Raw genomic sequence first — 26,243 nt, 5'->3', positions numbered from 1 at the left:
TCAACTTGCCCTGGAAGATGCAGATTTGGAATGAAGTAGAACCAAGGTTAGCGCTGACGGTGTCATACCTTCTATTCTTGAAGCTTGACCCAGTGTCCGAGGCTGAATTCTGTTCAGTTTATCCTGTAACTCCCCCGAAATACCCGAAATACCCAAATAGTCCAATGATTCCGGAATTGTTACGGCCTCGTCATCCCGAAGTTTCTGAACATCAGCAGACTGTCTTGCCAGATATGGCGCATACCTCGCGTCATTGCACAATTGAGAGACGATTTCTTTGTCAAAGTCTGCTATTGAAGGAATGACCTTCTGAAACTTGTCTATGGATACACCCGGAAACGAAAGGTATTCATAAATGTTTCGGCGCACACCATCCTGAGCCACTGAAATGCCTAGATCCCCAGCTTCCTTCGGTGGCAATGTCACAGATTCCAAAGATGTTTGAAGGCTGGAGAGCTTTTTCAATTTGTCTTCATATACTCTCTTTCGGTTCTCCCGAATAAATCCTGAGGTGATTCCAAGTCCGGTTAACCGTTGATCAGCATTGTCAGCTCTTAACGACAAACGAAATTCCGCGCGCGAAGTGAACATACGGTATGGCTCTGTGACTCCCCGGGTAATGAGATCATCAATCATTACCCCGATGTAGGAATCGGCTCTTGAAAAATGGACAGGATTATCGCCTTTAACCTGTAGAGCGGCGTTCAAACCAGCCACGAGTCCCTGACCGGCCGCCTCCTCGTATCCAGTTGTACCGTTGATTTGGCCAGCAAAATATAGTCCAGACATTCCTTTTAGGGATAAACGGCTATCAAGACTGCGCGGATCTATGTAGTCATACTCTACCGCATAACCCGGTTGAAGTATTTCTACGAACTCCAAGCCACTAATTGTAGTGACGTATTGTTGTTGGACATCAATAGGTAGAGAAGTAGAAATGCCATTGGGATATACGACGTCAGTATTCAATCCCTCGGGTTCGAGAAAAATCTGATGCGACTCTTTGTCGGCAAACCTTGAGATTTTGTCCTCAATAGATGGACAGTAACGTGGCCCGACACCACTAATATGACCACCATACATTGCGGATTTTGCCAGGTTACCTCGTACGATGTCATGCGTTTTCGAGTTTGTGTGCGTAATCCCGCAAGAAATTTGTTTTTGGAGGGTTTTTTGGGGCATGAAGGAGAACCTGGACGGTTCATCGTCCGCATTTTGAGTGTCCAAAGCGTCCCAATTTATCGTTTTTCCGTTCAACCTTGGCGGCGTACCAGTTTTTAGTCGCCCTATCGGGAGATTGTAATCGCGAATCCGATCGGCCAGTCTTGTGGATGAACCATCACCCATTCTTCCTGCAGGACTGCTAACGTCACCGATGTGGATCACTCCACCGAGAAAAGTCCCGGTTGTCAGTATTGTTGCTTGACCTTTGATCTTGGTCCCATCAGCCAACTCGATTCCACGGATGTTTCCACTGCGTTCTATTAGATCTACAACCTCAGCATCGAGTACGATTAAATTCTCGTATTGGCTCAACTGTCGTTGAACCGACGCTCGATACAGATTTCTATCCGCCTGTGTCCTGGGGCCCTGTACAGCTGGTCCCTTCCTTCGATTCAAGAGACGATACTGAATACCTGCATCATCAGCGGCAATTCCAATGATACCGTCCAGAGCATCTACTTCCCGTACGATATGACCTTTACCAAGACCACCGATCGCGGGATTACAGGACATTTCACCAATCTTCCGTCGATCATGGGTAACCAGGAGGACTGACACACCGATCCGACAAGCTGCAGCGGCGGCTTCTGTCCCCGCATGACCGCCGCCGACAACTATCACATCGTACGAAGATTGTTTCACGTGAAACATTCCTATTTTCCCAAACAGAAGCTGCTGAATATCACACCAAGTACAGATTCGATATTGAATTTTCCGACAACTTCATCGAGCGCTATCATTGATGCTCTAAGCTCTTCGGCGACCAATTCAACCTCTTCGAAATTATGATCGACCATCGCAATAACGTTGTGCAGATGACTCATACACTCGATTATCAATGACCGTTGCCGTTCATGTGCTGTCAGACCGATATTTGATAGTCGATCCGCAAAAATGAATTTCACCTGCGACAAAAGATGATCTACTCCATCACCCGTCAATCCGGAAACGGAGTTGGAATCGCCCCTGTTGGAGATGTCGGATTTGGCATGTAGGATAATGTCATCGCTTCGAATTGTAACCCCGCCAGGTTTCCTTTCACTGGTTGGGTCGACGAGCACTACACGTAGATCTGCCTGATCGGCCTTGGTAAGTGCTCGCTCGATACCCAGACCCTCGATCACGTCTTCAGTATCTCTTATTCCGGCCGTATCTAAAAAAGTGATCGGAATACCATCAAGATCAACTGATACCTCAATAACGTCCCGTGTCGTGCCAGCGATTTCCGACGTAAGCGCGACATCGCGACCAGCCAGGAAATTTAGCAACGTTGACTTTCCGATATTTGGTTCACCAACGATGGCGACCTGAAAACCGTTTCTGAGACGCTCGGCGGTTTGATGGCCGGACAATGCTGCTTCCATATCTCGGACGAGGTCGCGCAATTTGGTAGAAAATTCTTCCAAAATATTGTCAGGAAGTTCTTCATCCGAAAAATCAATTGATGCAGTGATCATTGATAGATTATTTAAAATAATACTATGCCATTCTTCGCATTTTTTTGATAATCGGCCGCCCATAAGATTTAGGGCCTGCTGTTGCTGCATTTTGGTTTCAGCCGACAGCAGGTCACCCAAACCTTCGGTTTGCGCTAGATCGATACGCTGATTCGTAAGAGCCTGGCGGGTAAATTCGCCAGCCTCTGCCATCCGTAGTCCGTCTAAAGTTCCCAACAGTTTTAGGACGCTATCAACGACAGCACGACTACCGTGAACCTGGAGCTCTACGACGTCCTCGCCCGTAAAACTGGCAGGACCTGGAAAATATAGGACAACTGCCTCGTCCAACATGTCATTGGTCACGGGGTCGACAATGGACCTTACATGCGCGTAACGGGGTTTGGCATCTCTGCCTGTAATTCTGGTAAGAGTATCATACGACTTTGGGCCGGAAATCCTGACTACGGATATACCAGCCCTACCTGGCGCAGTGGCCTGCGCAAATATCGTATCCCTGCTCAACCAACACCCGATTCAATTTTAGCTGTTCATCGAATCAAAGAAGTCGCTGTTCGTTTTCGTCTGCTTGAGTTTACCAAGCAGGAACTCAATCGCGTCAGTCGTTCCCATCGGATTGAGAATTCTGCGCAGAACAAACATCTTCGTAAGATTGGCCTTGTCGACCAGAAGATCTTCTTTTCGTGTGCCGGATTTCAGGATGTCGATTGCCGGGAACACCCGCTTGTCAGCAATCTTACGATCGAGCACGACTTCCGAGTTACCGGTACCTTTGAACTCCTCAAAGATGACCTCATCCATGCGGCTACCTGTATCAATCAGGGCCGTCGCAATAATAGTCAGAGACCCACCTTCCTCTATGTTACGGGCGGCACCAAAGAAACGCTTCGGCCTCTGCAATGCGTTCGCGTCTACGCCACCGGTGAGCACTTTACCAGAGGACGGTACGACCGTGTTAAATGCGCGACCGAGACGGGTAATCGAGTCGAGAAGGATAACAACGTCCCTTTTGTGCTCAACGAGACGCTTGGCTTTCTCAATAACCATTTCCGCAACAGCCACGTGACGCGATGCCGGCTCGTCAAATGTCGAGGCAACAACCTCACCATTCACGGATCTCTGCATGTCCGTGACCTCTTCCGGTCTTTCGTCAACCAGAAGAACAATCAAGAAACATTCAGGATGGTTCTTGGCAATTGAAGTTGCGATGTTCTGCAGAATAACGGTCTTACCACTACGGGGCGGCGCCACAATCAAGCCGCGCTGACCCTTACCGATGGGAGCCACGAGATCGATAACACGTGCCGTCTTGTCCTTGATCGTCGGATCATCAACCTCCAGATTGATCCGCTCGTCAGGGTATAGTGGTGTCAGGTTGTCGAAATGAACTTTGTGTTGAGCGTGTTCCGGATCCTCAAAGTTGATTTTCGATACTTTGATCAGGCCGAAATAGCGTTCGTTGTCCTTCGGCGCGCGGATCACCCCTTCAACTGTATCGCCAGTGCGGAGATTAAATTTCCGAATCTGCGACGGGCTTACATATATATCGTCGGGTCCAGCCAGATAGTTGGCTTCAGGGGACCTGAGATAACCAAACCCATCCTGTAGGACTTCCAGAACGCCATCCCCGGATATCTCGACACCTTCCTCCGCCATATCCTTGAGAATGGCGAACATCATGTCGCCCTTACGCATGCTCGATGCGTTTTCGATCTCCAGCTCTTCAGCCAGTTTCAATAGATCAGCCGGGGTTTTAGCCTTCAGATCAGCCAAGGAAAGCTGTTCGAAATCGGTCGAAAGATCCATTTAGGTACTCGAATAGGGAAGGGGATGTGCCAAATTGGCCGGTGAGGTTGCGCGCTCATGCCACAGGGTGAGGTAAAAGTCAAATAGGACGTGCGACAGCCATTACAACTATCACCACCAAAGCCAATGCGGGGATTTCATTCATAATTCGAAAGTATCGGCTCGTACGCGTGTTCAGGTCGTCGGAAAAATTCTTTCGGACCTTACTGCACCAGTGATGATACCAGGTCAGAAAGAAAACCGCAGCCAGTTTTGGATAAATCCAGAGCCCGCCGGTCCAGTCCACAATACCAGGGGTGGCTATCAGGCAGAGACCAAAAAACCATGATGCTATCATGGGACCCCGCATGAACAGGTCCAGGCGACGTTCCATAATCTTGAACGTTTCCGATACCTCAGTTCCGGGAGCTCCTCTCTCCGCATGATAAACGAATAACCTGGGGAGATAGAACAGTCCGGCCATCCAAGTGATCACACTGAACACGTGCAAAACCTTGGTCCACGGATACAGGTACACCAAAAACTCGATCATAGATTTCTCCACAGGATGTCTGTGCTTGCTAACACGGTTTTTCCAAGGCTCAAGACCAGCTTTCCATTCTTAAAATAGAGATATTTTTTGAATTTTGTGGTGGAAGATAGATCCCCTGAAACACGGGGATTAAATTTTCAATCGAATTTCCCACATAGTTTTCCACAGCCTCGGGAGTTTGTGAATCTCCGATTATCCTTATGACGTTAGCAAAATATTCATAAAATAATCAAGCGAAAACAATGACTTAGAAAATCAAGCTGTGCTCGCCAACAGGTTTATCCCCAGGTGTAAACGTTGCTTTTTACGTGGCAAAAAAAAGTTATCCCACTTGCCCGTGAAAAACCCAGGTTGGGCAAATTCGCTGTTTATGAATTTACGGTTAATGTTGGCGGAATTTGCGGCCGCCTGGTTCAGGGTGGTTTCCCACAAAATCCTGGCGCAACTGTCCACAGATTTATCCGCAAGATTTTGGCGTTGATTTTTGGAAGAACCACCTGATCGAGAGGCGAATCCGTCTGGCGGTCGGGTCTTGCCATTCCGTAGCGCCCTGGTAATGAGGCGCCTACGTAAATTTTGCCTCGAGAGGACCATGTCTGAACCACTGATTCTTGCCTCCGGATCCGCTATTCGTGTCCAGCTCCTGCGGGATGCGGGTGTCGTAGTTGAGACAAAACCGGTGGATATTGATGAAGGCGCTATCACGGCCGCGATGCTTGCGGAGGACGCAAGCGGGCAAGACATTGCCGATACGCTGGCTGAGTTGAAGGCTCAAAAGGTCGCAATGAAGTTGAAAGGCGGTCTCGTTCTTGGTGCGGATCAGGTCCTGATCCAAGGAAGGGAACTTTTTGGTAAACCCGCGTCAATGGAAGTGGCGGGAGATCACCTCAGAAAACTACGTGGAAAAACACATCAGCTTTTGTCCGCGGCCGTGATTTTTGAGGATGGTGCGCCGGTCTGGCGTCATGTTGGAAGAGCACAGATGATCATGCGGCCGTTTTCTGACGAGTTTCTGGAGAACTATCTCGCTGAGCAGGGGGAAAAAATACTCGCGTCCGTTGGCTGTTACATGTTGGAAGCTGGCGGAGCGCAGTTGTTCAGCCGTATCCAGGGGGACTACTTTTCGGTTTTGGGTTTGCCGCTTCTGGAAGTACTTGGATTTTTGCGCACGAGGGGAATTTGTATAGAATGAGCGGAAATCCAATTCTGGCCGGTGTTATTGGGTTTCCAATACAACACTCAAAGAGCCCGTTCCTGCATGGCTATTGGCTAAAACGTTTTAGAATCCGCGGTCATTATGTACCGTTTGCGATTTCTCCTGAAAATTTGGAGCGTGGATTGGCCGCGTTGAATCAGCTTGGGTTCTCGGGAGTGAACGTCACGATTCCCCACAAATCCGCAGTGCTTGAGCTTGCTACATCCGTATCTGATCTTGCTGCCCGGATAGGCGCAGCAAACACCCTGACTTTCGACGGGCGTGGAGGCTTTCACGCGGATAATACAGACTGCTACGGTTTCCTGAAAAATGTCTGTGACGCGGCTCCCGAATGGTCTGCGGAGGAGCGACCAGCATTGGTGGTGGGGGCCGGCGGTGCATCGCGTGCTATTGTCGCCGGTCTTGTCACCGAAGGGTGCACGGAAATCCGAGTAGCGAACCGAACGCGCAGCCGGGCCGAAGATTTGCGACGGCATTTTGGAGACTCCGTGGTTGTGGTTGACTGGCAGGACCTTTCATCAGCAACTGAAAACACCGGTTTGATCATCAATACGACCTCGCTTGGGATGAACGGCGGCCCTGAACTAACCATCGATCTTGTGAAGGCACCCTCGGATGTTGTCGTGACCGACATCGTATATACACCACTCAATACTCCGTTCCTTAGATTGGCGCGCAGCCGTGGATTGAAGACCGTTGACGGGCTGGGCATGCTGCTTCATCAGGCCGTGCCGGGTTTTGAACGGTGGTTTGGAAAAACGCCGACAGTTGACGAGGAGTTGCGTCAAATTATCCTCGATTTGTCATGAATGAACCTTTCCTATTAGGCCTGACCGGGTCAATTGGGATGGGTAAGTCGACAACGGCAAAAATGTTTGCCGAGTGCGGTGTGCCCGTATGGGATGCAGACGCGGTGGTTCATTTGCTGTACAACCGCGGCGGCACTGGTGTCTCCGAGATAGCCAAAATTGTTCCGGAGGCCGTTGAAGATGGTCATGTCATCCGGGAACGATTGCGGGCTGCGGTTACCGGAAAACCGGATCTCGTTGAACGGATTGAAAAGGTTATTCACCCGCTGGTTGCAGAGAACCGGCGCGGTTTCATTGAGACCCACAAACGTGAGCCGATGCTCCTGTTTGACATTCCGCTGCTTTTCGAGACGAACGCGCAGCAGTGGCTGGATGGTGTTGTGGTTGTGACTGCTCCAATTTCTGTTCAAAAAGAAAGAGTATTGAGCCGTCCCGGGATGAATGAAACGCTGTTCAATAATATCCTGGGCCGGCAAACACCTGATGAGATCAAAAAAAAGCAGGCTGACTACATAGTCGAAACCCACCGGGGTATGCAGTTTGCCCGCGAGCGAGTGAAAAGCATCGTAAATGAGATTAGGGGAGCACACGGGAATGCGTGAAATCGTGCTCGATACGGAGACAACTGGGCTGGATCCGTTTTCAGGTGACCGAATTGTAGAAATCGGCGGTGTGGAACTGCTCAACCACGTTCCCACAGGACGAACGTACCATCAGTACATAAATCCGGAACGCGACATGCCTGAAGAGGCATACAGGGTTCATGGCCTGAGTGCGGAGTTCCTGTCAGACAAGCCTGTTTTCTCAGAGATTGCCGATGAGTTTGTGACATTTATCGGTGACTCCAAAATGGTCATCCACAACGCCGCATTCGACGTCAAATTCATCAATGCCGAGCTTGGTTGGGTCAACCGGGGCTCATTTCCGTGGTCACAGGCTGTGGATACTCTTGAAATCGCGCGCCGACGGTTTCCAGGTGCGCAAAACAGTCTTGATGCGCTCTGCCGACGTTTTGGTGTCGACAACTCAAACCGTCAGAAACACGGAGCATTGCTGGACTCGGAACTTTTGGCGGAGGTTTATCTTTCGCTCAAAGGCGGCCGCCAGCACTCAATGTCTCTGAATGTCGCGTCAAACGAGGATGACGGTCCAGTACAGACTGCCCGGAATGCCAGGCCGCGTCCGGTTCCCCTTCCGGCGAGGCTTACAGAGGAGGAAACCGAAAGCCACAAGGCTTTCGTGGCGGAACTCGGTGATAATTCTTTGTGGAGCCGCTATCTTTCAGACGTCCACTGAGAGACTGCCAGTCCCGCACGATGTTGCCGCTCGGGACTGACGTAGTGGTAATCAGGCAGTGCCAGCGGGCTGAGCTTCCTGTGCTTTTTTCGCCGCTTCCGCCTGACGGGCGATGTTGTTGCGATAAAGCGCAAGAAAATCGATAGGCTCAAGATTCAGAGGCGGATAGCCACCGTCATGTGTAATGTCTGCAATGATCCGGCGCAGGTACGGGAAGAGTTGGCGCGGGCATTCGATCATCAGGAACGGATGCAGCTGTTCATCGGGCACGTTTTCCACGTGGAACAGACCGGCATATTCAAGTTCCAGGATGAACACCGGATTATCAGCTACGCTGGATGTTGCGTTGATTTTGATTGCAACCTCATAGCGGTCTTCCGGACGCTTTTTCGCATCCAGATTGACCTGAACCTTGATGTCGGGCTTGCCCTCGGCCGGGATGCCTTTCTGGACAGCAATATTCTCAAAAGACATGTCCCGGATGAACTGGGTAACAATCTGCAGGCGCGGGGCCTGGGGTACGGAAGCTGCTTCCGGTGCGGCGCCGTTGGATTCTTCTGCCATTGATATGGTTTCCTCTTACGAAACTGGGTTTTGCCGGGGGTCTACCACGCCTGAAGCCGGCCGACAACGCGGCAGGTAGCAGCGTCAGCTGTTACGTTTGGTCCAGCCGGAATTGCCGGGTTCCGAGGGCTCGTCGCCATCAAGAACCTCGTAATCAGTCTCAATGGTGCTGTTGTTGCCGGGGTTTCGCCGGGTTCGCGTGGTTCGCGATGTGCCGAATGAGACCGCATGAAGCGCGATATGCGACGCACCCCAGGCTATAACCTTTGTCCGAACGGCTGGTATCAAAAGCAGGAAACCAGTCGCATCAGTGAAGAAGCCAGGCGTCAAAAGCAGAATGCCTGACACAAGTATCAATGCACCATGCGCAATCGGTCCCACGGGATCCTGACCGGATTCGAGGGATCTTTGCAGTTTCGTAAGTGCCTGCATCCCCTGAATGCGCATCAAAGTGGTTCCGATGATGGCTGTCAGGATCACAATCAGGAGTGTTGGCCACAGCCCGATTGCCCCGCCGACCTGTATAAACAAGGCGATTTCGAGGATCGGCACCCCAATGAATAAAAGTAACAGCCACATATACGGCTAAACTCCCTGTCAGCGACACCCTGCTCCGATGGACTTGGCGGTGCATAGTGCTTACATAAGGGCGGAACGTCAAAAACGCCATCGCCGGGCGTGAATTTGTGAAAGGTTGCTCGATGGGGTCCCAGTTGGTCCAAATCATAATACTCGCAGGGATCGCACTGTTTTTGATCCTCCGCCTGAAGAATGTTTTGGGAACACGGGAGGGTTTCGAGAAACCTCGGGAGATCAAAAGTCAGCACGACGGTACCGCCAACCGGAACTTCGAAGTGATCGAGGGCGGTACGGTCGATCACGACATTGCTGACTTCGTTGATGTCGAGAGCGATACCGGCAAAGCGCTGGTCGAAATGAAAAAGGCTGACCCGGAATTCAGTGTTGCCGAGTTTTCCCACGGAGCTCGCGCCGCATATGAGGCCATCGTTGTTGCCTACGAGGAAGGTGACACAGATACCCTCCGTGACCTGTTGTCGCCCGACGTCTATCAGCATTTTGAGGCGGCGATCGATGAGCGTGCGAACAGGGGTTACAGTGTTGACGCCACGTTCGTTGGTATCCGTGAGGTCCGTATCACTGATGCCCTGTACGACAAAACAACCAACGAGGCTGACATAACCGTACGGTTTGTTGGCGAGTTGACTTCCGTGGTCAAGGACGCGGACGGTGAGATCGTTGAGGGATCGCCGGATGAGGTCAAGCAGCAGAAAGATGTCTGGACGTTTACCCGTGACATGACATCGGAAAATCCGAACTGGCTGCTGTCTGGCACCGGTGGATGATAGAGACTTTGGGGGTGGGTCGTGGTTCGGCGACGGAGAAGTCTGACGCCGGAAGACAGGGCGTTATGGGATCGGGTCAAGTCTACGGCCCGACCGTTGAAGCCGGAACCCGTGCGGCAGGAGCCGTTGCCGCACGCACCGGTCGAGACCGTAAGGACTGATCCACAGCCACCCAAATTTCATGCCGGCAATTCTCCGCTAAGGCCGGTAGCGCCTCCGTCGCCCAAGCACAAGTTCAATGCATCGCAGCTCCATATGGACAAGCGGCGCTACGAGAAGATGAAGCGTGGCAAACTCCGTCCGGATGCGAGGGTGGATTTGCACGGTATGACCGCCGAACAGGCTTTTGGTGTCTTAAACGGGTTCATACTATCGGCCCACGCGAGCGGCCACCGACTGGTTCTTGTGATCACAGGCAAAGGTAAGCCTGCCAGAGACAGCTATGGTGCTTCTCAATATGGGGTTCTACGTCACAACGTTCCGCACTGGCTAAATTCACCGAGGCTTGCGGGTAAGATCCTTCAGGTTGAATCGGCTCATCAAAGACATGGCGGGGACGGAGCTTTTTACGTTTACCTGCGGCGCTAGCGGAGCCAAACTCCCAACGAAATTACCGAGTCGACGGTCCCTTGGTAGGACCGCTTGGTGACAGAATGGAACAGCGTGGGGCAACTGTGGCAGAAGTTTCGAGAAGAATCGCCGTTTGGTCGGGGCCCCGAAACCTTTCCAGTGCGATGATGCGGAGTTTCGGAAACAGATCCGACATGTACGATGTCCGCGACGAACCCCTGTATGCCGCCTATCTGGCTCTTTCCGGGAAAACACATCCAATGCAGGAAGAAATTCTTGCGGCCCAGCCGAGCGATTGGAAAGAGGTCATTGCGGACTGCACCGGTTCTGACCTGCCGGACGGTATGTTCCAGTACCAGAAGCACATGAGCCACCACATGCTGCCGGAAATTCTGCGCGACTGGGTCTATGACCTGAACAACGTATTTCTTATCCGAAACCCGCGTCGGGTGGTTGCCAGTTATGCCAACCGGTTTGAAACAGTTTCATTGGACGACCTTGGATTCCGACAGCAGGCCGAACTGTTTGATCGAATAGCGGTTCATACAGGAACGAGACCTCCCGTTGTTGATGCGGAGGAAATTCGTGCCAACCCCGAGGACGTGCTCGGCAGGCTATGCGAGGCAATTGGTATTCCGTTTGAGGCCCGTATGCTGTCCTGGGCGCCTGGGCCACGACCGGGTGATGGGGCCTGGGCGCCACATTGGTATGCGTCCCTGCACAAATCGACAGGTTTTGCGCCACCTGACCAGGAACCTGGGCCCATGTCGACGGAAATGGAAGTCTTAGCCGACACGGCGAAGCCCTATTACGATCACATGCACAAACATCGGATCTGACGCGGCTGCGGGGGCAGAAGCCCATTTTCCGCTCTGGAAACCTTCGCTTAACCCAAGCGTATCACATTTCGCTCCGTGCAGCGGAGTCGGTAATGTCGATTGAAAAACGCAATTTTGGCTTCTCTGAAGAGGCGATGAGGAGCCTTGAGGAATTCGAGAGCCGGCAACCGCCTCCAGAAGCCCAACTTGAACGACCGGATGTCAATTATGCCCGGCCCTTTCTTCCCAACAGGAATGTGCCTGCTTCGGGAAGGCCTCATTACTGGGGCCACAGGGAGCGTTTGCGGCAGAGATTTCTGTCCGGCGGCCATAAGTCGATGCCGGAATATGAGCTGTTGGAACTGATTCTCTTCAATGCGATTCCACGGATTGACGTGAAACCTCTCGCCAAGCAGTTGCTGGAGGTGTTCGGCGATCTGAACGGTGTTATCGCAGCGTCGGAGCATCGTTTGCTGAAAGTTCCGGGAACTACGCAGAAGGTCTATATTCAGCTTAAACTTGCCGAAGCCGTATCCCATCGGATGGCGCAGGCCAAAGTCATGCAAAGGTCGGCGCTCCATTCCTGGGATGACCTGATGACTTACTGCAAAACCACGATGGCTTACCGGGAAACAGAGCAGTTTCGGATACTTTTTCTCGATCCTAAAAATACGGTCATTGCTGATGAGGAACAGGCACGCGGTACCGTGAACCACGTTCCGGTATATCCGCGCGAGGTTGCCAAGCGTTGCCTTGAAATCAATGCAAGCGCGCTAATCCTCGTTCACAATCACCCATCCGGGGACCCAACACCGAGCCGCGCGGACATAGACATGACCGAACAGATCGCGCAGGCCTGTGAGGCAATCGGCGTTCGCGTCCACGATCATGTCATTATCGGGAAGGAAGAAGACGCGTCCTTCCGCTCGCTGGGCCTATTGAACTAACTGAACGCCTGAAGCCCGGTTTGCGCACGACCAAGGATCAGTGCGTGGATGTCATGCGTGCCTTCGTAAGTGTTCACGGCTTCAAGGTTCATCACATGGCGAATAACACCGTATTCGTCCGACACACCGTTGCCGCCATGCATGTCCCTCGATACACGTGCGATATCCAGCGCTTTACCGCAGTTGTTACGCTTCATGAGGCTGATGAGCTCTGCTGGCGCGCGATGCTCGTCGAACAACCTGCCAAGACGCAGACATCCCTGAAGGCCCAGAGAAATTTCGGTCTGCATGTCCGCAAGCTTCTTCTGGACGAGCTGAGTGGATGCCAGCGGTTTTCCAAACTGCTTGCGGTCAAGAGTGTATTGCCTGGCAGCATGCCAGCATGCCTCAGCCGCGCCCATCGCACCCCAGGCGATCCCGTAACGGGCTCGATTGAGGCAACCGAACGGACCGGCCAACCCGGCAACTTCTGGTAGCAGGTTTTCCTCCGGGACAAATACATCGCTCATCTGGATCATCCCGGTCGTCGAAGCCCGAAGTGAGAATTTTCCTTCTATCTTTGGCGCACTCAGGCCTTCCATTCCTTTTTCAAGGATAAAGCCTTTGATCCGGTTTTCATGGGCACCCGATTTTGCCCAGACAATGAACACATCCGCGATCGGCGAATTGGTGATCCAGTTCTTGGCCCCGGAAATCAGAAAGCCACCGTCAACTTTTTTTGCCCGCGTCAGCATCCCGCCAGGATCGGAGCCATGATCGGGTTCAGTCAGGCCAAAGCAGCCAACCCATTCACCGGATGCAAGTTTCGGCAGGTATTTCTGTTTTTGATCCTCGGTCCCGTAGGCAAAAATCGGATGCATAACGAGACTCGACTGCACCGACATTGCGGACCTGTATCCGCTGTCGACCCGCTCAACTTCGCGGGCAATCAAGCCGTAAGACACGTAATTGGCCCCAACGCCACCATATGCCTCCGGGATTGTGGCGCCCAGGAGTCCCAGTTCACCCATTTCAGACATTATTTCGCGATGGAAAATTTCCTTGCGATTGGCCTCGATCACGCGGGTGGCCAGTTTTTCGGAAGCATAGGCCTGTGCCGTGTCCTGGACCATCCGCTCTTCTTCGGCAAGCTGGTCCTCGAGCAGAAAGGGATCTTCCCAGACCATCTTTGGCATTTTGGCTCGGGCTGTCTCGGAAGCCGAATTGTTGAGCTGTGTAGCGGGTTCACCTGGCATATCTGATCCTCCGGAAATCGTTTTAAGCTGGATAGACCTTTGCTGCGGTCACGACAAATGCAGAATATCGCCTTCCACTACAAATTTCAGAACTTTTCGAACTGGATCATACTGGCTATCGTTGCGCAAAACCGCAGCGTGGGAAAAATGCGCTGCGGATTCAGTTCAACGGGAGCAACAGGAATGTACGGTGGAAATGTGTTTGCGGCTATTGGCGTCGCGGTTTTGATGGCCGGTTCGGCGCTGGCCGATCCGGTAAAGGTTGGAATGATAACGACGCTTTCCGGAGGCGGAGCGGGTTTGGGAATTGATGTCCGTGATGGGTTCATGCTGGCTTTAAAACAGTCGGGCAACACGGATATAGAGGTGGTCATCGAAGATGATCAGCGCAAACCGGACACTGCTGTTCAGATCGCTGACAAAATGATCCAGTCGGAAAAGGTCGATGTTTTGACCGGCATCATTTGGTCCAACCTAGCGATGGCGGTGGTTCCATCCGCGACGGCGCAGGGCAAGTTTTACCTCTCGCCCAACGCCGGTCCGTCGGCATTGGCCGGACGGGGCTGTCACCCGAACTATTTCAATGTGGCCTGGCAAAACGACAACCTCCATGAAGCCGCCGGTGCCTACGCCACGGATGCGGGATACTCCAACAGTTTCATTCTCGCCCCGAACTACCCGGCGGGTCAGGATGCCCTCACCGGATACAAGAGGTTTTATGAGGGTGAGCTGGCTGGAGAAATCTACACCAAGCTCGGCCAGACCGATTATGCCGCTGAGATAGCCCAGATCCGGGCGTCGGACGCCGACAGTGTTTTCTTCTTCCTTCCCGGAGGAATGGGCATCTCGTTCCTCAAGCAGTATGCAGGGTCAGGTGTGGATCTGCCATTGACCGGACCGGCCTTTTCGTTTGATCAGGGGATACTTCAGGCCGTCGGTGAGTCTGCGCTCGGTGTGAAAAATACCTCGCAGTGGAGCAAGGACATTGATAACTCAGTCAACGCCGCGTTTGTGAGTGACTTTGAGGCGGAATATGGTCGCCTTCCGTCACTTTATGCGTCCCAGGGCTTCGATACGGCAAACCTGTTGATCTCCGCTGTTGAAACCGCGGACGTCTCGGATCCTGACGCGTTCAGAGCCGCTCTTGAGGCCGCGGATTTTGACTCCGTGCGAGGTGAATTCTCGTTCGCTTCAAACCATCATCCGATCCAGGACATATATGTGCGTGAGGTCATCAAAGAGGGTGATGTTTTCACGAACAAGATTGTGGCAATTGGATTGACCGATCATTCCGACGCCTATGTTGCGGAGTGCAGCATGTAGGCCCTGGAGACTTTCTTGACCGATTCTCGCTGTCGCGCCATGTCGGATGAGGTGGCCCTGGTTTTCCAAGGGTTTCCCTCCCCGGCAAGGGAGACAGTGTCCGAAATTCGCGAACTGATTTTCAGTGTTGCTGACAGCACAGATGGTGTCGGTCCATTGACGGAGTGCCTAAAGTGGGGTGAGCCCGCTTACCTGACGGAAAAAACCAAGAGCGGGAGTACGATAAGGCTTGGCTGGAAATCGGCGGAGCCGGAAATTTGCATGATGCATTTCATTTGCCATTCCGGGCTCATTGATACTTTTTGGGAGCGTTTTGAGGACGTACTCGAGTTTCGAGGAAACCGATCAATCGTGCTCCAGGCGGGCGAGGCGTTACCTGAGGATTATCTGAGAGCATGTATCGCACTGGCGCTCACCTGGCATCTTCGGAAAAAGTCGGAAAGAAGGCCCTCAGTTTGACAGCCTCATTGATTCTGGAACAACTGCTCAACGGTGTTCAGTTCGGGGTCATGATATTCTTGATGGCCGCCGGGCTTACCCTCGTTTTTGGGGTCATGGGTCTGATCAATCTTGCGCATGGCTCACTATACATGATCGGAGCCTTCGCCAGCGCGGCGGTTGCAGCGTTTACCGGATCTTTCTTTTGGGGGCTCGCTGCCAGCCTCGCCGCAGCGGCCGCCGCTGGAGTTTTGGTCGAGGTTCTCGTGATGCGGCGTCTGTACGATCGAGATCATCTGGATCAGGTGCTGGCAACCTTCGCGCTCATTCTGATTTTTTCAGAAGGGACCCGCTGGGTCTTCGGGTCATTTCCACTCTATTTGGATATCCCCGAAGTCCTTTCTGGAGCGGTTCCGATACCAGGCGGAGGACAGTATCCGGTTTACCGTCTTTGCATCATTTTCGTGGGTCTCGCCGTGGGGCTTCTGCTCTATTGGCTGATCCATCACACGCGTCTCGGCATTCGTATACGTGCTGGTGAAAACGATCGGGAAATGATCGATGCGCTTGGTGTAAATATCTCGAAGCTATACACGGCCGTTTTTGCGATTGGTGCCGCACTTGCCGGTTTGGCAGGTGCGATGGTCGGTGCAATTCAGTCCGTTCAGGTGGGAATGGGTGAGCCGGTTTTGATCCTCGCCTTCGTCGTCATTGTCATCGGTGGCATAGGTTCCATCCGCGGGGCATTCATAGGGTCACTTCTGGTCGGAGTAACCGACACGATGGGGAGGTTTCTCCTTCCAGAATTTTTCCGACTGTTTTTTGATCCGGCAGGCGCGACCGCGGCTGGTTCAGCGATTGCGTCAATGGCGATCTATCTTCTGATGGCCGTAGTGTTGATTTTCCGGCCAAGCGGTTTGTTTGGAGCGCGTTGAGTTGAATCGTGAACTGCTGCTGAATTTCGCCATTGGGCTGGGTCTGCCACTTGTTGCCGGTGTCGCGCTACTTTTGGATGAGCCCTTCGTCGTCACATTGGCCACGCGTATAGCCATTCTTGGTCTCGCGGGCGTTGGTCTGAATTTGGCTCTGGGCCTTGGTGGGCTGGTGTCTTTTGGGCACGCCGTTTTTTTTGGAATTGGTGGCTATGCGGTCGGGGTTTTGGCATCCCACGCGCAACTTTATACACCGATTATGACTTGGCCGATCGAGATTTCGGGCAGCAGCTCCATGCCGGTAATCTGGCTTGTCGCCATTGTAGCCTCAGCACTGGCAGGACTTTTGATTGGCGCTATATCGCTGAGAACCTCGGGTGTGTACTTCATCATGATCACGCTTGCCTTTGGACAAATGGCCTATTACTTCGCCATATCCTGGCCAGCTTATGGCGGGGAGGATGGTCTCTCGATCTACGTCCGCAACAGTTTCCCAAGACTGAAATTGCTTGTACCATTCGATTTTTTCGTGGTCGCTTACTGCGTACTCCTTTGCGCAATCCTGTTGTTTTCACGCGTCGCGATTTCGCCCTTTGGCCTCGCCCTGAATGCCACGCGCCAAAACCTGGCAAGAGTTCAGTCCGTGGGGATCGAAACCTACCGCCTTCAGCTGACGGCATTTGTTCTTTCGGCCGTGATTACAGGACTTGCGGGAGCCCTGTATGCGGACCTGAACCGGTATGTTAGCCCATCCATGCTGAGTTGGACGATTTCCGGAGAGATCATGATTTTTGTCATTCTCGGCGGCGTTGGTAGAACCTGGGGACCGGTGTTGGGGGCTGCGGTTTTTGTGATTTTGGAGCAGTGGCTCGGCGGGGTGAGCGAATACTGGCAGATATTCCTGGGAGTGATTTTGCTGGCTGTGGTCCTGTTCGCTCGGGGCGGCCTTTATGGAATGATTGCTGGCGAGGCTCGTCATCATGGATGACCCGGTCCTCGAACTTCACAACCTTTCGAAAAGTTTTGGCGCTTTGCGCGTGACCAATGATGTCTGCCTGAAGGTGGAGCGGAAAACCATCCACGCATTAATCGGACCGAATGGAGCGGGAAAATCTACGCTGATCGGCCAAATCGCGGGCTCAATACTCCCGGATTCCGGTCAGGTGATACTGGATGGCGAGGACATTTCGAATGTCAGCGTTGCCGGGAGAACGAGGCGCGGGCTGGCGCGTAGTTTTCAGGTCTCAGCGGTGATACCTGATTTTACCGTTTTGCAGAATGGGGTGCTTGCCGTTCAGGGATCCCGTGGAATTGTCTATCGTTTTTTCCGGCCCGCCTTGGGGGAGGGGGCCGTGGTCGACCAGGCAAGAACGAGGATTGAGGCTGTGGGTCTTGCGGATCGTGAACATGTTCCGGCCGCAGCGCTGTCCCATGGCGAACGGCGGCGGTTGGAACTGGCGATGGCAACCGCGCTCGATCCAAAGATATTTCTGCTTGATGAACCGATGGCTGGCATCGGGACTGACGGCTCTGAAGAAATCACTACGATCCTCGATGGGTTGCGGCATACCGCGCCGGTCCTTCTTGTTGAGCATGATATGGACGTCGTGTTTCGACTTGCGGATATGGTGAGCGTACTGGTGGACGGAAAAATTTTGGCGACAGGAAAGCCTGCAGAAATCCAGGAAAATCCCGACGTACGTCGCGTATACTTGGGCGAGGATTTTGAATTTTGAGCCCAATTCTCAAACTGTCACAGGTATCAGCAGCCTACGGCCCGTCGCAGGTGCTGTTTGGTGTCGATCTTGAGGTGGAGTCGGGGCAGGTCGTGGCTCTCATGGGGCGGAACGGCATGGGCAAAACAACGACCATCCGTGCCATTTGCGGGTTGCTGCCCGTGCTTCAAGGTAATGTTTCGTTCGACGGCGAAACTGTCAAAGGCAAAAAACCTTACCAAATTGCGCAAATGGGTATCGGATTGGTCCCAGAAGGGCGACGGTGTTTTTCCAGTCTTACGGTTGAAGAGAACTTACTGGCCGTCGCAAGACCCGGGCCGTGGAAACTGGAGCAAATATGGGGGCTGTTTCCCCGACTACTTGAGCGACGCGGACAGGTCGCGCGAAATCTTTCGGGCGGCGAGCAGCAAATGCTGGCAATTTCCCGTGCCCTGGTGACGAACCCGAGACTATTGGTTCTCGATGAGGCGACCGAAGGTCTGGCGCCGGTTGTACGCCAGGAGATATGGAGAGCCGTGGTGGCGTTGAAAGGAAATAGCGGACTGTCAATTTTGATCGTCGATAAATCACTGCGCGAACTGTCACAGGTGGCGGACAGCGTCATTCTTCTGGAAAACGGTCGTTCGGTGTGGAACGGAACGTTTGAGAAATTATCCGCGCACCTTGTCGAGAAATACCTCGGTGTTGGCCGGGTCGGTGTAGACTGACGCTGGATTGAACGCGCTATAATCGACTGCTTTTTTTGGTGGTCCGCTGCAACAGCGGACCATTTATCTGATTCACCATTGAGCAGAAAATCGGCCGCTATTTGCCCCAGCGCAGAGCGATCAAGTCCAAATCCTCAGCAAGACTCAGCAGCCGTGACTTTGTTCGATCCGTCATCGGTCGCAAGGGATGTCGCACGTGGTCGCTACCGATCACACCACCGGCGGCGAAAACGGTCTTACAAGCCCGCAATCCGCATTGCCGGTTTTCGTGGTTGATGAGCGGAAGGCACTTTTGCCAGCCTGCGAGGGCGGCATCTTTGTCACCCGCCAGATAATTTGTAACGATCGGACCAATATGTTCGGGGAAAAGAGCCGATGTCATCGTTCCCGTACAGCCGGCGTCGAGATCGGCCAGCAGGGTAACGGCCTCTTCTCCGTCAAATGGTCCAACAATGTCATCTCCTCCTGCTTCGATCAGAGCCGCAAGTTTGTCGGCTGCGAAAGGACATTCGATTTTGAAGTAGCTTACATTCTCAATTTCTTTGGCCATTCTGGTGAGAAGGGGAACCGAAAGTGTGACCCCGGAAAGTGGAGCGTCCTGAACCATAATGGGAACTGGTACGGCATCACTCACTGCCTGAAAATGCTCGAGTACGCCCGTGTCATCAGCCCGCAAACCGGTTCCGTGGTAGGGTGGCATCATCATCAACATGCTGGCACCCATCGAGTGCGCATCTTTGGCACGCTCGACGACGACATCAGTGGAGAAGTGACTGATCGTTGCAATCATAGGAACCCGACCGGCGACGTGTTCCAGACTTAACCGCATCAGCAACGCGCGTTCGGCATCCGAGAGGACAAACTGTTCCGAATAGTTTGCAAGGATGCAGATTGCGTCGACACCCTGGTCGATCATGCAGTCGAGTACGCGGCGCATGCCATCCTCGTCCACGGCTCCGTCTGCGTGAAATGGCGTTGGGGCTACTGGCAGAATTCCGGTCAATGGTTTGTTCATTTCCGTGTCCTTGTTTTTTTAGGCTTTTGTCACCAGTCGAACGGTTCGACCGTCACGCGTTTTCCAAGTGTGAATGCGTCCGAGACGTGCAGCATTGGTTTCAAATCGACGTCACTTTCTCCGGAATCGAGCAGGTCTGCAAAACGGGCATAAAGTCCGGGATATTCGGCATCATGACCTACCGCCGTTTCCGTTCCATCGATTTCCATTTTGGCGCCGCCTTCGCTTAATTTTGCCGTTCCAACTGTCGTTTCGACCTCGATGTTCCACGCGGGTGGTCCCTGTTCGCGCCAGTCAAGTTCCGCTGAGATTTCCGCCTCACACGGATCGTGGAATTCGAGCTGCGCGGCGATGGGAGTTTGCCGGTTTGACGGAAAAAACAGCTCAGCCTGTTTCAAATGCACAGATTGAGGAAGGATCTCTGTCATAACTGACAGCGCGTTGATGCCGGGATCAAAAATACCCAGACCACCAGCTTCCCAAATCCATTCCTGACCGGGGTGCCACTGGCGAACGTCTTCTTTCCAGCTGATTGCGAGGCGCAGGATCTTTTTGCCTCTCAGCCAATTCCTTGCATGCGCAACCGCTGCGGCGTGTCGGGAATGCCAGGTGGCAAACAAAGTCAGTTCGCGTTCCTTTGCTATCCGAACGAGATCGTGCACCTCACTAAGTGTGGCACCGGGTGGTTTTTCCAGCATCACGTGGCGGCCCGCTTCCAGAGCCAGGCGCGCATCCGAATACCTGACCTGGGGAGGTGTGCAGAGCGATACGCAGTTTATTTCCGGTTTGGCATCCAGGAGAGACGCGAGGTCCCGCCACGCGGGGACGCCCCCTACCTCCGCATTGCGACTGGCGGTAGCGGTCAGCTCAAAGTTTGGATTGGCGGCAATAGCAGGGATGTGCTGATCCCTTGCAATTTTTCCGACGCCAACGATAGCCAGTTTGTGGGTCACCAGTGAAAATCCTTTGATACGTTTTGACTGATTACGCCGATGGAAGGCGGTAATGCAGGAGCGGCCTTTAGGGCTTACAGGGGACCCGAATTCAGCTCTGTTTTTGCTTGTTATAGACATCAAAAATCACAGCTGCGAGCAGGACGAGACCCTTGATGACCTGTTGATAGTCAATGCCTATTCCCATGATCGACATGCCGTTGTTCATGACGCCCATGATGAACGCACCAACGACCGCGCCAATGATTTTACCCACACCGCCAGACATTGATGCTCCGCCAATGAAGACGGCAGCAATTACGTCCAATTCAAGAGCGAAGCCGGCTTTGGGCGTCGCGGTATTAAGGCGCGCGGCGAAAATGAGACCGGCGAGGGCTGCAAGAAAGCCCATGTTCAGGAACGTTAGAAACGTAAGCCGTTCGGTGGGAATGCCGGACAATTTTGCCGCTTTCTCATTGCCGCCGAGCGCATAGATGCGACGGCCCAGGGTCGTGCGCTCTGTGATAAAAGCATACACAATTGTGAGTATGCCCATCGTGATCAGCACGTTCGGCAACCCGCGGAAGGTGGACAATTTGTAGACCAGAAACATCAGTGCACCGGCCACAATCAGGTTCCGGGCGACGAAAAACGCTTGTGGTTCATCCTCGATACCATATGCACGGTTTTGCGCACGCTTTCTCAGGCCCATCCAGATGATTGCAGCTACCGCAATCGCCCCAACCACCAGAGCAAAAACGTTCGGCCGGCCAACTCCGAAGAAATCCGGGATGAAGCCAGTGGATAGAGCCTGAAACGACGCTGGGAAGGGGCCCACTGACTGCCCTGCCAGTAGCCACAGCGACAGGCCCCGAAACACCAGCATGCCAGCGAGGGTCACAATAAACGAGGGAATTTTCCAGTAGGCTACCCAATAGCCCTGCGCCGCGCCGATCAAGGTACCGGTCACAAGACAGGCGATGATCGCCCCAATCACGGGCCAGTCCCACTGAACGATCATTACGGCGGCGAGTGCGCCGACAAATCCCATGACCGATCCTACGGACAGGTCTATGTTGCCGCCGACGATGACGATCAGCATGCCGAGGGCCATAATGATGATGTAACTGTTTTGCAGGAACAGGTTGGTTATGTTTACCGGGCGCAACAGGGTGCCGTCCGTCACCACCTGGAAGAAGAGCATGATCGCTATCAGGGCAAACAGCAGCCCATATTCCCGCATATGGGAGCCGAGGTATTCCAGAACGCTGCGCTCTTCGCTTTGAGTATTCTCTTTTGACGCGCTGTCGGTCATCCCGCTCTCCTAGTTCGTCACGATCATCGACATTATGCGTTCCTGGCTTGCCTCCTCGGCGGAAAGCTCGCCAACGAAGGCGCCCTCGTTCATCACGTAGATCCGGTCACACATTCCAAGCAGTTCGGGCATCTCCGAACTGATCATGACAACGCCTTTTCCGTCGCGCGAAAGATCGTTAATAATATTATAGATTTCAAACTTGGCTCCCACATCGATCCCGCGAGTGGGTTCATCGAGTATCAGAACGTCCGGTTCGGTGAAGAGCCACTTGGACAGTACCACCTTTTGCTGATTGCCGCCGGAAAGATTCATTACTCTTTGAAAGACACTTGGCGTGCGAATTCGCATCGCGTCACGGTACTTTTCCGCAACCCTGGTTTCTTCCTGCAGGCTAAGGATGCCGCTATTGGAGACGCCCGGCAGGTTGGCAAGTGTGATATTGCGCTCGATCGTTTCATCTAGGATCAGGCCGAGTTCCTTGCGGTCTTCGGTAACATAGGCGAGACTTGACGCGATCGCTTTACCAACGGTGGAAAGATCGGCCTCGCGCCCTCTGATCCTCACCGTGCCGCGGGCATTTCGGCCATAGCTTTGACCGAAGAGGCTCATCGCAAGCTCGGTACGCCCTGCACCCATCAGGCCGGCAATTCCAACAACTTCGCCTTCGCGCACGTTGAACGAAACGTTTTTGACGGACTCGCGGTCAGCATGTTCCGGATGGGTAACGCTCCAGTTTTCTACCTCAAACAGTGTTCCGCCGGCACGGCGTTCGCGTTCGGGGTACCTGTTTTCCATGCTTCGGCCGACCATGTCCTGGACGATGCCGTCTTCCGTGATTTCTTCCTTCCGTGCATCCCGTGTGGACACGGTGGCTCCGTCACGGATCACGGTCACGGTATCCGCAATCTTGCGGACCTCATTCAGTTTATGGCTGATAATAATCGACGTGACGCCTCTGGCTTTGAGTTCAACGATCAGATCCAAAAGGGTCTGGCTGTCGCTCTCGGACAGGGCTGCGGTTGGCTCATCAAGGATCAGTAGCTTGACGTCCTTGGACAGGGCTTTTGCAATTTCAACAAGCTGCTGTTTTCCCACGCCCAGGCGATCGACGAGCGTTTGTGGAGCTTCCTTCAAGCCAACTTTTTTGAGGAGGTCACCCGTGCGCTGAAACGTCTCCTGCCAGCTGATCACTCCGCCCTTCGCGTTTTCGTTGCCCAGGAACAGGTTTTCGGCAATCGAGAGCAGCGGAACCAGAGCGAGCTCCTGATGAATAATGATTATTCCAAGGCGCTCACTGTCGTTAATTCCGTTGAATGCGACAGGTTCGCCGTGGAAAAAGATATCACCCTCGTAAGTTCCGATGGGGTAGATGCCCGAAAGCACTTTCATAAGGGTGGATTTGCCGGCTCCATTTTCGCCGACCAGTGCGTGGATCTCCCCTTCTTTGACTGAGAAGGACACATTGTCGAGCGCCCGAACCCCTGGAAAGGTCTTCGAGATTGTGCGCATTTCCAGAATGGTGCTCATAAAGTTGTCCGGGGCTGGAGGGTGGGGCGTTGACCCCACCCGGTTCGCATTATTCGATTTCGGACTTTTCGTAGTATCCTGATCCGATCAGCACTTCTTCCCAGTTACTGGCGTCAACCGATACGGGTTCCAGAAGGTAGGATGGGACGACCTTCACACCGTTGTCGTAGGTTTCGGTATCGTTGATCTCCGGCTCACCACCTCCAAGAAGGGCTTCAACCATGCCTACAGTAACACGTGCCAGTTCACGTGTGTCCTTGAAAACGGTGGAATACTGTTCTCCTGCCAGAATGGATTTCACGGACGGGATTTCGGCGTCCTGGCCCGTAACAATTGGCATCGGAAGATTCCCGGAGCCATAGCCGACACCCTTGAGTGAGGAGAGAATGCCGATGGAAAGCCCGTCATACGGAGACAGCAAACCCTGAACTTGATCTTCGGTGTAATGGGCGGAAAGAAGGTTATCCATTCGCGCTTGCGCGACGGCACCATCCCAGCGCAGTGTGCCGACCGTGTCCATACCCATTTGGCCCGACTTGACGTTAATTTTGCCGCTATCGATCAGGGGCTGCAGAACGCTCATTGCGCCGTCGTAGAAGAAATAGGCGTTGTTGTCGTCCGGGCTGCCGCCGAAGAGTTCAACGTTCCACGTCTCGCTGTCGCCAAAATTGCTTTCGAGGCCGGAGACCAGAGATTCCGCCTGCTGCACGCCGACCTTAAAGTTGTCGAACGTGGCATAGTAGCTTACGTCGCCGCTGTCACGAATGAGCCGGTCGTAGGCTATCACCGGAATATCCAACGCGGCGGCATTGGCCAGTGCATTTGAAAGTGTTGTCCCGTCGATCGCCGCGATCACCAGGGCGTCCACCTCCTTCGTGATCATGTTTTCGATCTGGGCAAGTTGGTTGGGGATGTCGTCCTCAGCGTACTGCAGGTCAGCCTCGTAGCCTGCGGCCTGAAACTGTTCGACCATCGAGTTGCCGTCGGAGATCCAGCGCGCCGAAGATTTCGTCGGCATCGCGATTCCGATGGTCCCCTTGTCCTGAGCCAGGACTGAACCGGCACAAATACCCATACCGAGTGCAAGGGCCATCAGTCCATTTGTAAATGTAGTCATGCTTTCCTCCCGTTGCGGCGCAGCTGTTGTGCTGGACCAGTATTCTTATGTCTCGCATGGACGCCTGAAGCGCCGCCATAATTGAACCCGAATTTGAATAACTTTCCAATTACATTTTTCGACATCTGCATATCTAATCTGGTATAATGTGATATGGAAAACCTGATTACCCGCTTACAGCTTCGGCATGTGCGCCTGCTTCACGCGATTGGAAGATATGGGCAGATTTCGCTGGCTGCGGAAATGCTCTCGGTCAGCCAGCCCGCTGCATCCCGTATGCTTGCTGATATTGAGAAGATAGTCGGTCAGCCTTTGTTCGCGCGCCATCCAAAGGGCATGACCGCTACTTCAATGGGTGAAATTCTGTTGCGGCATGCGAAAAAGATCGTTGGCGATCTGGAGGAGGCAGCAACGGACGTTGAGGCGTTCAGGGCAGGGCGTTCGGGCAGGGTCAAGGTTGGAGCGGTGACGGGACCCGCAGTGGGCTTCCTGGTTCCAGCGGTGCAGGGATTGAAAAAAGGGGCGGAATTTGCCGACATCACCGTCGACGTGGCGCCGAGCGCGGAGTTGATGGCGGGGTTGTTGCGTGGAGACTATGATTTTGTGCTCGCTCGCATTCCACCGGATGTTGATCCCCGCCTGCTGTCAATTGAGCGTGGTCGTGTTGAGGAAATCAGAATGCTTGTACGTGCAGGGCATCCGTTGGCCCCAAAGGACAATGTCACATTCGCTGATATTGCCGATCTCGTCTGGCTTATTCAGGCATCCGGTATGCCGATCCGTGAGGCCGTGGAGCAGGCATTTGTGAACCGCAACATCCCTGTACCGCGGGAGATCATAAACACATCATCACTGATGGTTTCATTGCGGTATCTGATTAACACGGACGCCGTGGCTGCTTGCTCAAAGGAGGTTGTGGAGTTGCTTGTCAACTCTGGTGCCGCGGGGTGGGCGGCGCTGCCGATGAGGGAGACGCTCATTCTCACGCCTTATCATATCATCCGGTTGAAAGGTCGCTCGATAACACCACTGGGCAAACGAATGCTGGAATACCTGAAAAGTGAGTTGGCTTTTTGAATTGGGCAGGTCGGAAAGCGGTAACGTGACCTTTTGTCGGACAGGGCATATTCAACCAACAGTCTTTGAGACCGTTGCGGAGAAATGCGCGAAAAAGTCCTATTTCCTTGCCAAACTGTCCATATAAACGTTTAAACTCTGCATAAGAACTGTCCTTTTGGCTGATTGACTGGTCCCTAAATGGGCCCTGCAAAGAAATTGGCGGCACCGCGGCGGCATTCGGGATTGTTTTCAGTGACAACGCGGGAAAATATCGTGACAGATGAATCCGCTGCAGAGTTAT

Annotated in this window: 28 protein-coding genes; 16 read left to right on the top strand and 12 right to left on the bottom strand. The window is 53.2% G+C overall.

Annotation, left to right across the window (positions count from 1 at the left end):
- The 4 genes from mnmG to ACP15P_RS20390 form a co-directional block, all read right to left on the bottom strand.
- On the bottom strand, positions 1–1,875 hold the full coding sequence (mnmG, locus tag ACP15P_RS20405; protein WP_424930327.1) for a tRNA uridine-5-carboxymethylaminomethyl(34) synthesis enzyme MnmG: 1,875 nt from the start codon (positions 1,873–1,875) through the stop codon (positions 1–3).
- A 2-nt stretch (positions 1,876–1,877) separates the two neighbouring features.
- Positions 1,878–3,185, bottom strand: a complete 1,308-nt coding sequence (gene mnmE, locus ACP15P_RS20400; RefSeq protein WP_424930326.1) for a tRNA uridine-5-carboxymethylaminomethyl(34) synthesis GTPase MnmE — start codon at positions 3,183–3,185, stop codon at positions 1,878–1,880.
- Positions 3,186–3,203: 18 nt separating this feature from the next.
- Positions 3,204–4,487: a transcription termination factor Rho gene (gene rho / locus ACP15P_RS20395; protein ID WP_424930325.1), complete on the bottom strand. Its 1,284-nt coding sequence runs from the start codon at positions 4,485–4,487 to the stop codon at positions 3,204–3,206.
- Positions 4,488–4,566: 79 nt separating this feature from the next.
- Positions 4,567–5,019 (bottom strand): CopD family protein, encoded by a 453-nt coding sequence (locus ACP15P_RS20390; RefSeq protein ID WP_424930324.1) that lies wholly within the window; start codon positions 5,017–5,019, stop codon positions 4,567–4,569.
- A 297-nt stretch (positions 5,020–5,316) separates the two neighbouring features.
- Here ACP15P_RS20390 and ACP15P_RS20385 point away from each other — a divergent pair, with 297 nt between their 5' ends.
- Genes ACP15P_RS20385 through dnaQ form a run of 5 tightly spaced genes read left to right on the top strand, consistent with a single transcriptional unit; the run spans position 5,317 to position 8,340 of the window.
- Positions 5,317–5,520 (top strand): hypothetical protein, encoded by a 204-nt coding sequence (locus ACP15P_RS20385; protein ID WP_424930323.1) that lies wholly within the window; start codon positions 5,317–5,319, stop codon positions 5,518–5,520.
- A 55-nt stretch (positions 5,521–5,575) separates the two neighbouring features.
- Positions 5,576–6,211 carry a Maf family protein gene (locus tag ACP15P_RS20380; RefSeq protein ID WP_424930354.1) on the top strand — a complete coding sequence of 212 codons (636 nt, stop codon included), beginning with the start codon at positions 5,576–5,578 and terminating at the stop codon, positions 6,209–6,211.
- Positions 6,208–7,044, top strand: coding sequence for a shikimate dehydrogenase (locus tag ACP15P_RS20375; protein ID WP_424930322.1), 837 nt, complete (start codon positions 6,208–6,210; stop codon positions 7,042–7,044). Before ACP15P_RS20380 ends, ACP15P_RS20375 begins: the two co-directional genes overlap by 4 nt.
- Positions 7,041–7,646 carry a dephospho-CoA kinase gene (coaE, locus tag ACP15P_RS20370; protein ID WP_424930321.1) on the top strand — a complete coding sequence of 202 codons (606 nt, stop codon included), beginning with the start codon at positions 7,041–7,043 and terminating at the stop codon, positions 7,644–7,646. Before ACP15P_RS20375 ends, coaE begins: the two co-directional genes overlap by 4 nt.
- Complete coding sequence (gene dnaQ / locus ACP15P_RS20365; RefSeq protein WP_424930320.1) at positions 7,639–8,340, top strand: DNA polymerase III subunit epsilon; 702 nt, start codon at positions 7,639–7,641, stop codon at positions 8,338–8,340. The genes coaE and dnaQ overlap by 8 nt, the downstream gene beginning before the upstream one ends.
- A 51-nt stretch (positions 8,341–8,391) precedes the next feature.
- Here the strand turns inward: dnaQ and secB are convergent, their stop codons facing one another.
- On the bottom strand, positions 8,392–8,904 hold the full coding sequence (gene secB, locus ACP15P_RS20360) for a protein-export chaperone SecB (protein ID WP_424930319.1): 513 nt from the start codon (positions 8,902–8,904) through the stop codon (positions 8,392–8,394).
- Between the two features lie 84 nt (positions 8,905–8,988).
- Positions 8,989–9,483, bottom strand: coding sequence for an FxsA family protein (locus tag ACP15P_RS20355; protein WP_424930318.1), 495 nt, complete (start codon positions 9,481–9,483; stop codon positions 8,989–8,991).
- A gap of 122 nt (positions 9,484–9,605) precedes the next feature.
- Here ACP15P_RS20355 and ACP15P_RS20350 point away from each other — a divergent pair, with 122 nt between their 5' ends.
- From ACP15P_RS20350 to radC, 4 genes are all read left to right on the top strand, one after another.
- A complete protein-coding gene (locus ACP15P_RS20350; RefSeq protein WP_424930317.1) occupies positions 9,606–10,268 on the top strand; it encodes a Tim44/TimA family putative adaptor protein in 663 nt (220 codons plus the stop codon).
- 255 nt (positions 10,269–10,523) lie between these two features.
- On the top strand, positions 10,524–10,856 hold the full coding sequence (locus ACP15P_RS20345) for a Smr/MutS family protein (protein WP_424930316.1): 333 nt from the start codon (positions 10,524–10,526) through the stop codon (positions 10,854–10,856).
- Between the two features lie 65 nt (positions 10,857–10,921).
- Positions 10,922–11,677, top strand: coding sequence for a sulfotransferase-like domain-containing protein (locus ACP15P_RS20340; protein WP_424930315.1), 756 nt, complete (start codon positions 10,922–10,924; stop codon positions 11,675–11,677).
- A 92-nt stretch (positions 11,678–11,769) separates the two neighbouring features.
- Positions 11,770–12,603, top strand: coding sequence for a RadC family protein (radC, locus tag ACP15P_RS20335; protein WP_424930314.1), 834 nt, complete (start codon positions 11,770–11,772; stop codon positions 12,601–12,603).
- Here the strand turns inward: radC and ACP15P_RS20330 are convergent.
- Entirely contained in the window at positions 12,600–13,778 is a 1,179-nt protein-coding gene (locus tag ACP15P_RS20330) for an acyl-CoA dehydrogenase (protein ID WP_424930353.1), read from the bottom strand. The genes radC and ACP15P_RS20330 overlap by 4 nt on opposite strands.
- Before the next feature lie 243 nt (positions 13,779–14,021).
- Between ACP15P_RS20330 and ACP15P_RS20325 the strand changes: the two genes are divergently transcribed.
- Genes ACP15P_RS20325 through ACP15P_RS20300 form a run of 6 tightly spaced genes read left to right on the top strand, consistent with a single transcriptional unit; the run spans position 14,022 to position 18,974 of the window.
- The gene (locus ACP15P_RS20325) at positions 14,022–15,161 is read left to right on the top strand and encodes an ABC transporter substrate-binding protein (RefSeq protein WP_424930313.1); all 1,140 of its coding nucleotides are present in this window, start codon (positions 14,022–14,024) and stop codon (positions 15,159–15,161) included.
- 15 nt (positions 15,162–15,176) lie between these two features.
- Positions 15,177–15,620 (top strand): DUF1801 domain-containing protein, encoded by a 444-nt coding sequence (locus tag ACP15P_RS20320; RefSeq protein ID WP_424930312.1) that lies wholly within the window; start codon positions 15,177–15,179, stop codon positions 15,618–15,620.
- Entirely contained in the window at positions 15,617–16,534 is a 918-nt protein-coding gene (locus ACP15P_RS20315) for a branched-chain amino acid ABC transporter permease (RefSeq protein ID WP_424930311.1), read from the top strand. Before ACP15P_RS20320 ends, ACP15P_RS20315 begins: the two co-directional genes overlap by 4 nt.
- Before the next feature lies 1 nt (position 16,535).
- Positions 16,536–17,519, top strand: coding sequence for a branched-chain amino acid ABC transporter permease (locus ACP15P_RS20310; protein ID WP_424930352.1), 984 nt, complete (start codon positions 16,536–16,538; stop codon positions 17,517–17,519).
- Positions 17,512–18,267 (top strand): ABC transporter ATP-binding protein, encoded by a 756-nt coding sequence (locus ACP15P_RS20305; protein ID WP_424930310.1) that lies wholly within the window; start codon positions 17,512–17,514, stop codon positions 18,265–18,267. Before ACP15P_RS20310 ends, ACP15P_RS20305 begins: the two co-directional genes overlap by 8 nt.
- Positions 18,264–18,974, top strand: coding sequence for an ABC transporter ATP-binding protein (locus ACP15P_RS20300; RefSeq protein WP_424930309.1), 711 nt, complete (start codon positions 18,264–18,266; stop codon positions 18,972–18,974). The genes ACP15P_RS20305 and ACP15P_RS20300 overlap by 4 nt, the downstream gene beginning before the upstream one ends.
- Before the next feature lie 97 nt (positions 18,975–19,071).
- Here the strand turns inward: ACP15P_RS20300 and ACP15P_RS20295 are convergent, their stop codons facing one another.
- From ACP15P_RS20295 to chvE, 5 genes are all read right to left on the bottom strand, one after another.
- A complete protein-coding gene (locus ACP15P_RS20295) occupies positions 19,072–19,989 on the bottom strand; it encodes a dihydrodipicolinate synthase family protein (protein WP_424930308.1) in 918 nt (305 codons plus the stop codon).
- 29 nt (positions 19,990–20,018) lie between these two features.
- A complete protein-coding gene (locus ACP15P_RS20290; protein WP_424930307.1) occupies positions 20,019–20,942 on the bottom strand; it encodes a Gfo/Idh/MocA family protein in 924 nt (307 codons plus the stop codon).
- A gap of 91 nt (positions 20,943–21,033) precedes the next feature.
- The gene (gene mmsB, locus ACP15P_RS20285; RefSeq protein ID WP_424930306.1) at positions 21,034–22,236 is read right to left on the bottom strand and encodes a multiple monosaccharide ABC transporter permease; all 1,203 of its coding nucleotides are present in this window, start codon (positions 22,234–22,236) and stop codon (positions 21,034–21,036) included.
- Positions 22,237–22,245: 9 nt separating this feature from the next.
- Positions 22,246–23,766 carry a multiple monosaccharide ABC transporter ATP-binding protein gene (gene mmsA, locus ACP15P_RS20280; protein ID WP_424930305.1) on the bottom strand — a complete coding sequence of 507 codons (1,521 nt, stop codon included), beginning with the start codon at positions 23,764–23,766 and terminating at the stop codon, positions 22,246–22,248.
- 49 nt (positions 23,767–23,815) lie between these two features.
- Positions 23,816–24,859 (bottom strand): multiple monosaccharide ABC transporter substrate-binding protein, encoded by a 1,044-nt coding sequence (chvE, locus tag ACP15P_RS20275; RefSeq protein WP_424930351.1) that lies wholly within the window; start codon positions 24,857–24,859, stop codon positions 23,816–23,818.
- Between the two features lie 177 nt (positions 24,860–25,036).
- Between chvE and ACP15P_RS20270 the strand changes: the two genes are divergently transcribed.
- Positions 25,037–25,960 carry a LysR family transcriptional regulator gene (locus ACP15P_RS20270; RefSeq protein WP_424930304.1) on the top strand — a complete coding sequence of 308 codons (924 nt, stop codon included), beginning with the start codon at positions 25,037–25,039 and terminating at the stop codon, positions 25,958–25,960.
- Positions 25,961–26,243 lie beyond the last annotated feature (283 nt).

Source organism: Amaricoccus tamworthensis, assembly GCF_049800875.1.
In the GTDB taxonomy this organism is placed as follows: domain Bacteria; phylum Pseudomonadota; class Alphaproteobacteria; order Rhodobacterales; family Rhodobacteraceae; genus Amaricoccus; species Amaricoccus tamworthensis.
The sequence above is the reverse complement of the archived record's forward strand: the minus strand, read 5'-3'. Positions and strand labels throughout refer to the sequence as shown.

Coding starts and splice junctions, on each gene's coding strand:
- chvE (WP_424930351.1), bottom strand. CDS start 24,859: ATGGCCCTTGCACTCGGTATGGGTATTTGTGCCGGTTCAGTCCTGGCT.
- secB (WP_424930319.1), bottom strand. CDS start 8,904: ATGGCAGAAGAATCCAACGGCGCCGCACCGGAAGCAGCTTCCGTACCC.
- ACP15P_RS20345 (WP_424930316.1), top strand. CDS start 10,524: ATGGACAAGCGGCGCTACGAGAAGATGAAGCGTGGCAAACTCCGTCCG.
- coaE (WP_424930321.1), top strand. CDS start 7,041: ATGAATGAACCTTTCCTATTAGGCCTGACCGGGTCAATTGGGATGGGT.
- radC (WP_424930314.1), top strand. CDS start 11,770: ATGTCGATTGAAAAACGCAATTTTGGCTTCTCTGAAGAGGCGATGAGG.
- mnmG (WP_424930327.1), bottom strand. CDS start 1,875: ATGTTTCACGTGAAACAATCTTCGTACGATGTGATAGTTGTCGGCGGC.
- ACP15P_RS20305 (WP_424930310.1), top strand. CDS start 17,512: ATGGATGACCCGGTCCTCGAACTTCACAACCTTTCGAAAAGTTTTGGC.
- ACP15P_RS20350 (WP_424930317.1), top strand. CDS start 9,606: ATGGGGTCCCAGTTGGTCCAAATCATAATACTCGCAGGGATCGCACTG.
- ACP15P_RS20330 (WP_424930353.1), bottom strand. CDS start 13,778: ATGCCAAAGATGGTCTGGGAAGATCCCTTTCTGCTCGAGGACCAGCTT.
- ACP15P_RS20270 (WP_424930304.1), top strand. CDS start 25,037: ATGGAAAACCTGATTACCCGCTTACAGCTTCGGCATGTGCGCCTGCTT.
- mmsA (WP_424930305.1), bottom strand. CDS start 23,766: ATGAGCACCATTCTGGAAATGCGCACAATCTCGAAGACCTTTCCAGGG.
- rho (WP_424930325.1), bottom strand. CDS start 4,487: ATGGATCTTTCGACCGATTTCGAACAGCTTTCCTTGGCTGATCTGAAG.
- ACP15P_RS20355 (WP_424930318.1), bottom strand. CDS start 9,483: ATGTGGCTGTTACTTTTATTCATTGGGGTGCCGATCCTCGAAATCGCC.
- ACP15P_RS20325 (WP_424930313.1), top strand. CDS start 14,022: ATGTACGGTGGAAATGTGTTTGCGGCTATTGGCGTCGCGGTTTTGATG.
- dnaQ (WP_424930320.1), top strand. CDS start 7,639: ATGCGTGAAATCGTGCTCGATACGGAGACAACTGGGCTGGATCCGTTT.
- ACP15P_RS20380 (WP_424930354.1), top strand. CDS start 5,576: ATGAGGCGCCTACGTAAATTTTGCCTCGAGAGGACCATGTCTGAACCA.
- ACP15P_RS20375 (WP_424930322.1), top strand. CDS start 6,208: ATGAGCGGAAATCCAATTCTGGCCGGTGTTATTGGGTTTCCAATACAA.
- mmsB (WP_424930306.1), bottom strand. CDS start 22,236: ATGACCGACAGCGCGTCAAAAGAGAATACTCAAAGCGAAGAGCGCAGC.
- ACP15P_RS20340 (WP_424930315.1), top strand. CDS start 10,922: ATGGAACAGCGTGGGGCAACTGTGGCAGAAGTTTCGAGAAGAATCGCC.
- ACP15P_RS20390 (WP_424930324.1), bottom strand. CDS start 5,019: ATGATCGAGTTTTTGGTGTACCTGTATCCGTGGACCAAGGTTTTGCAC.
- ACP15P_RS20295 (WP_424930308.1), bottom strand. CDS start 19,989: ATGAACAAACCATTGACCGGAATTCTGCCAGTAGCCCCAACGCCATTT.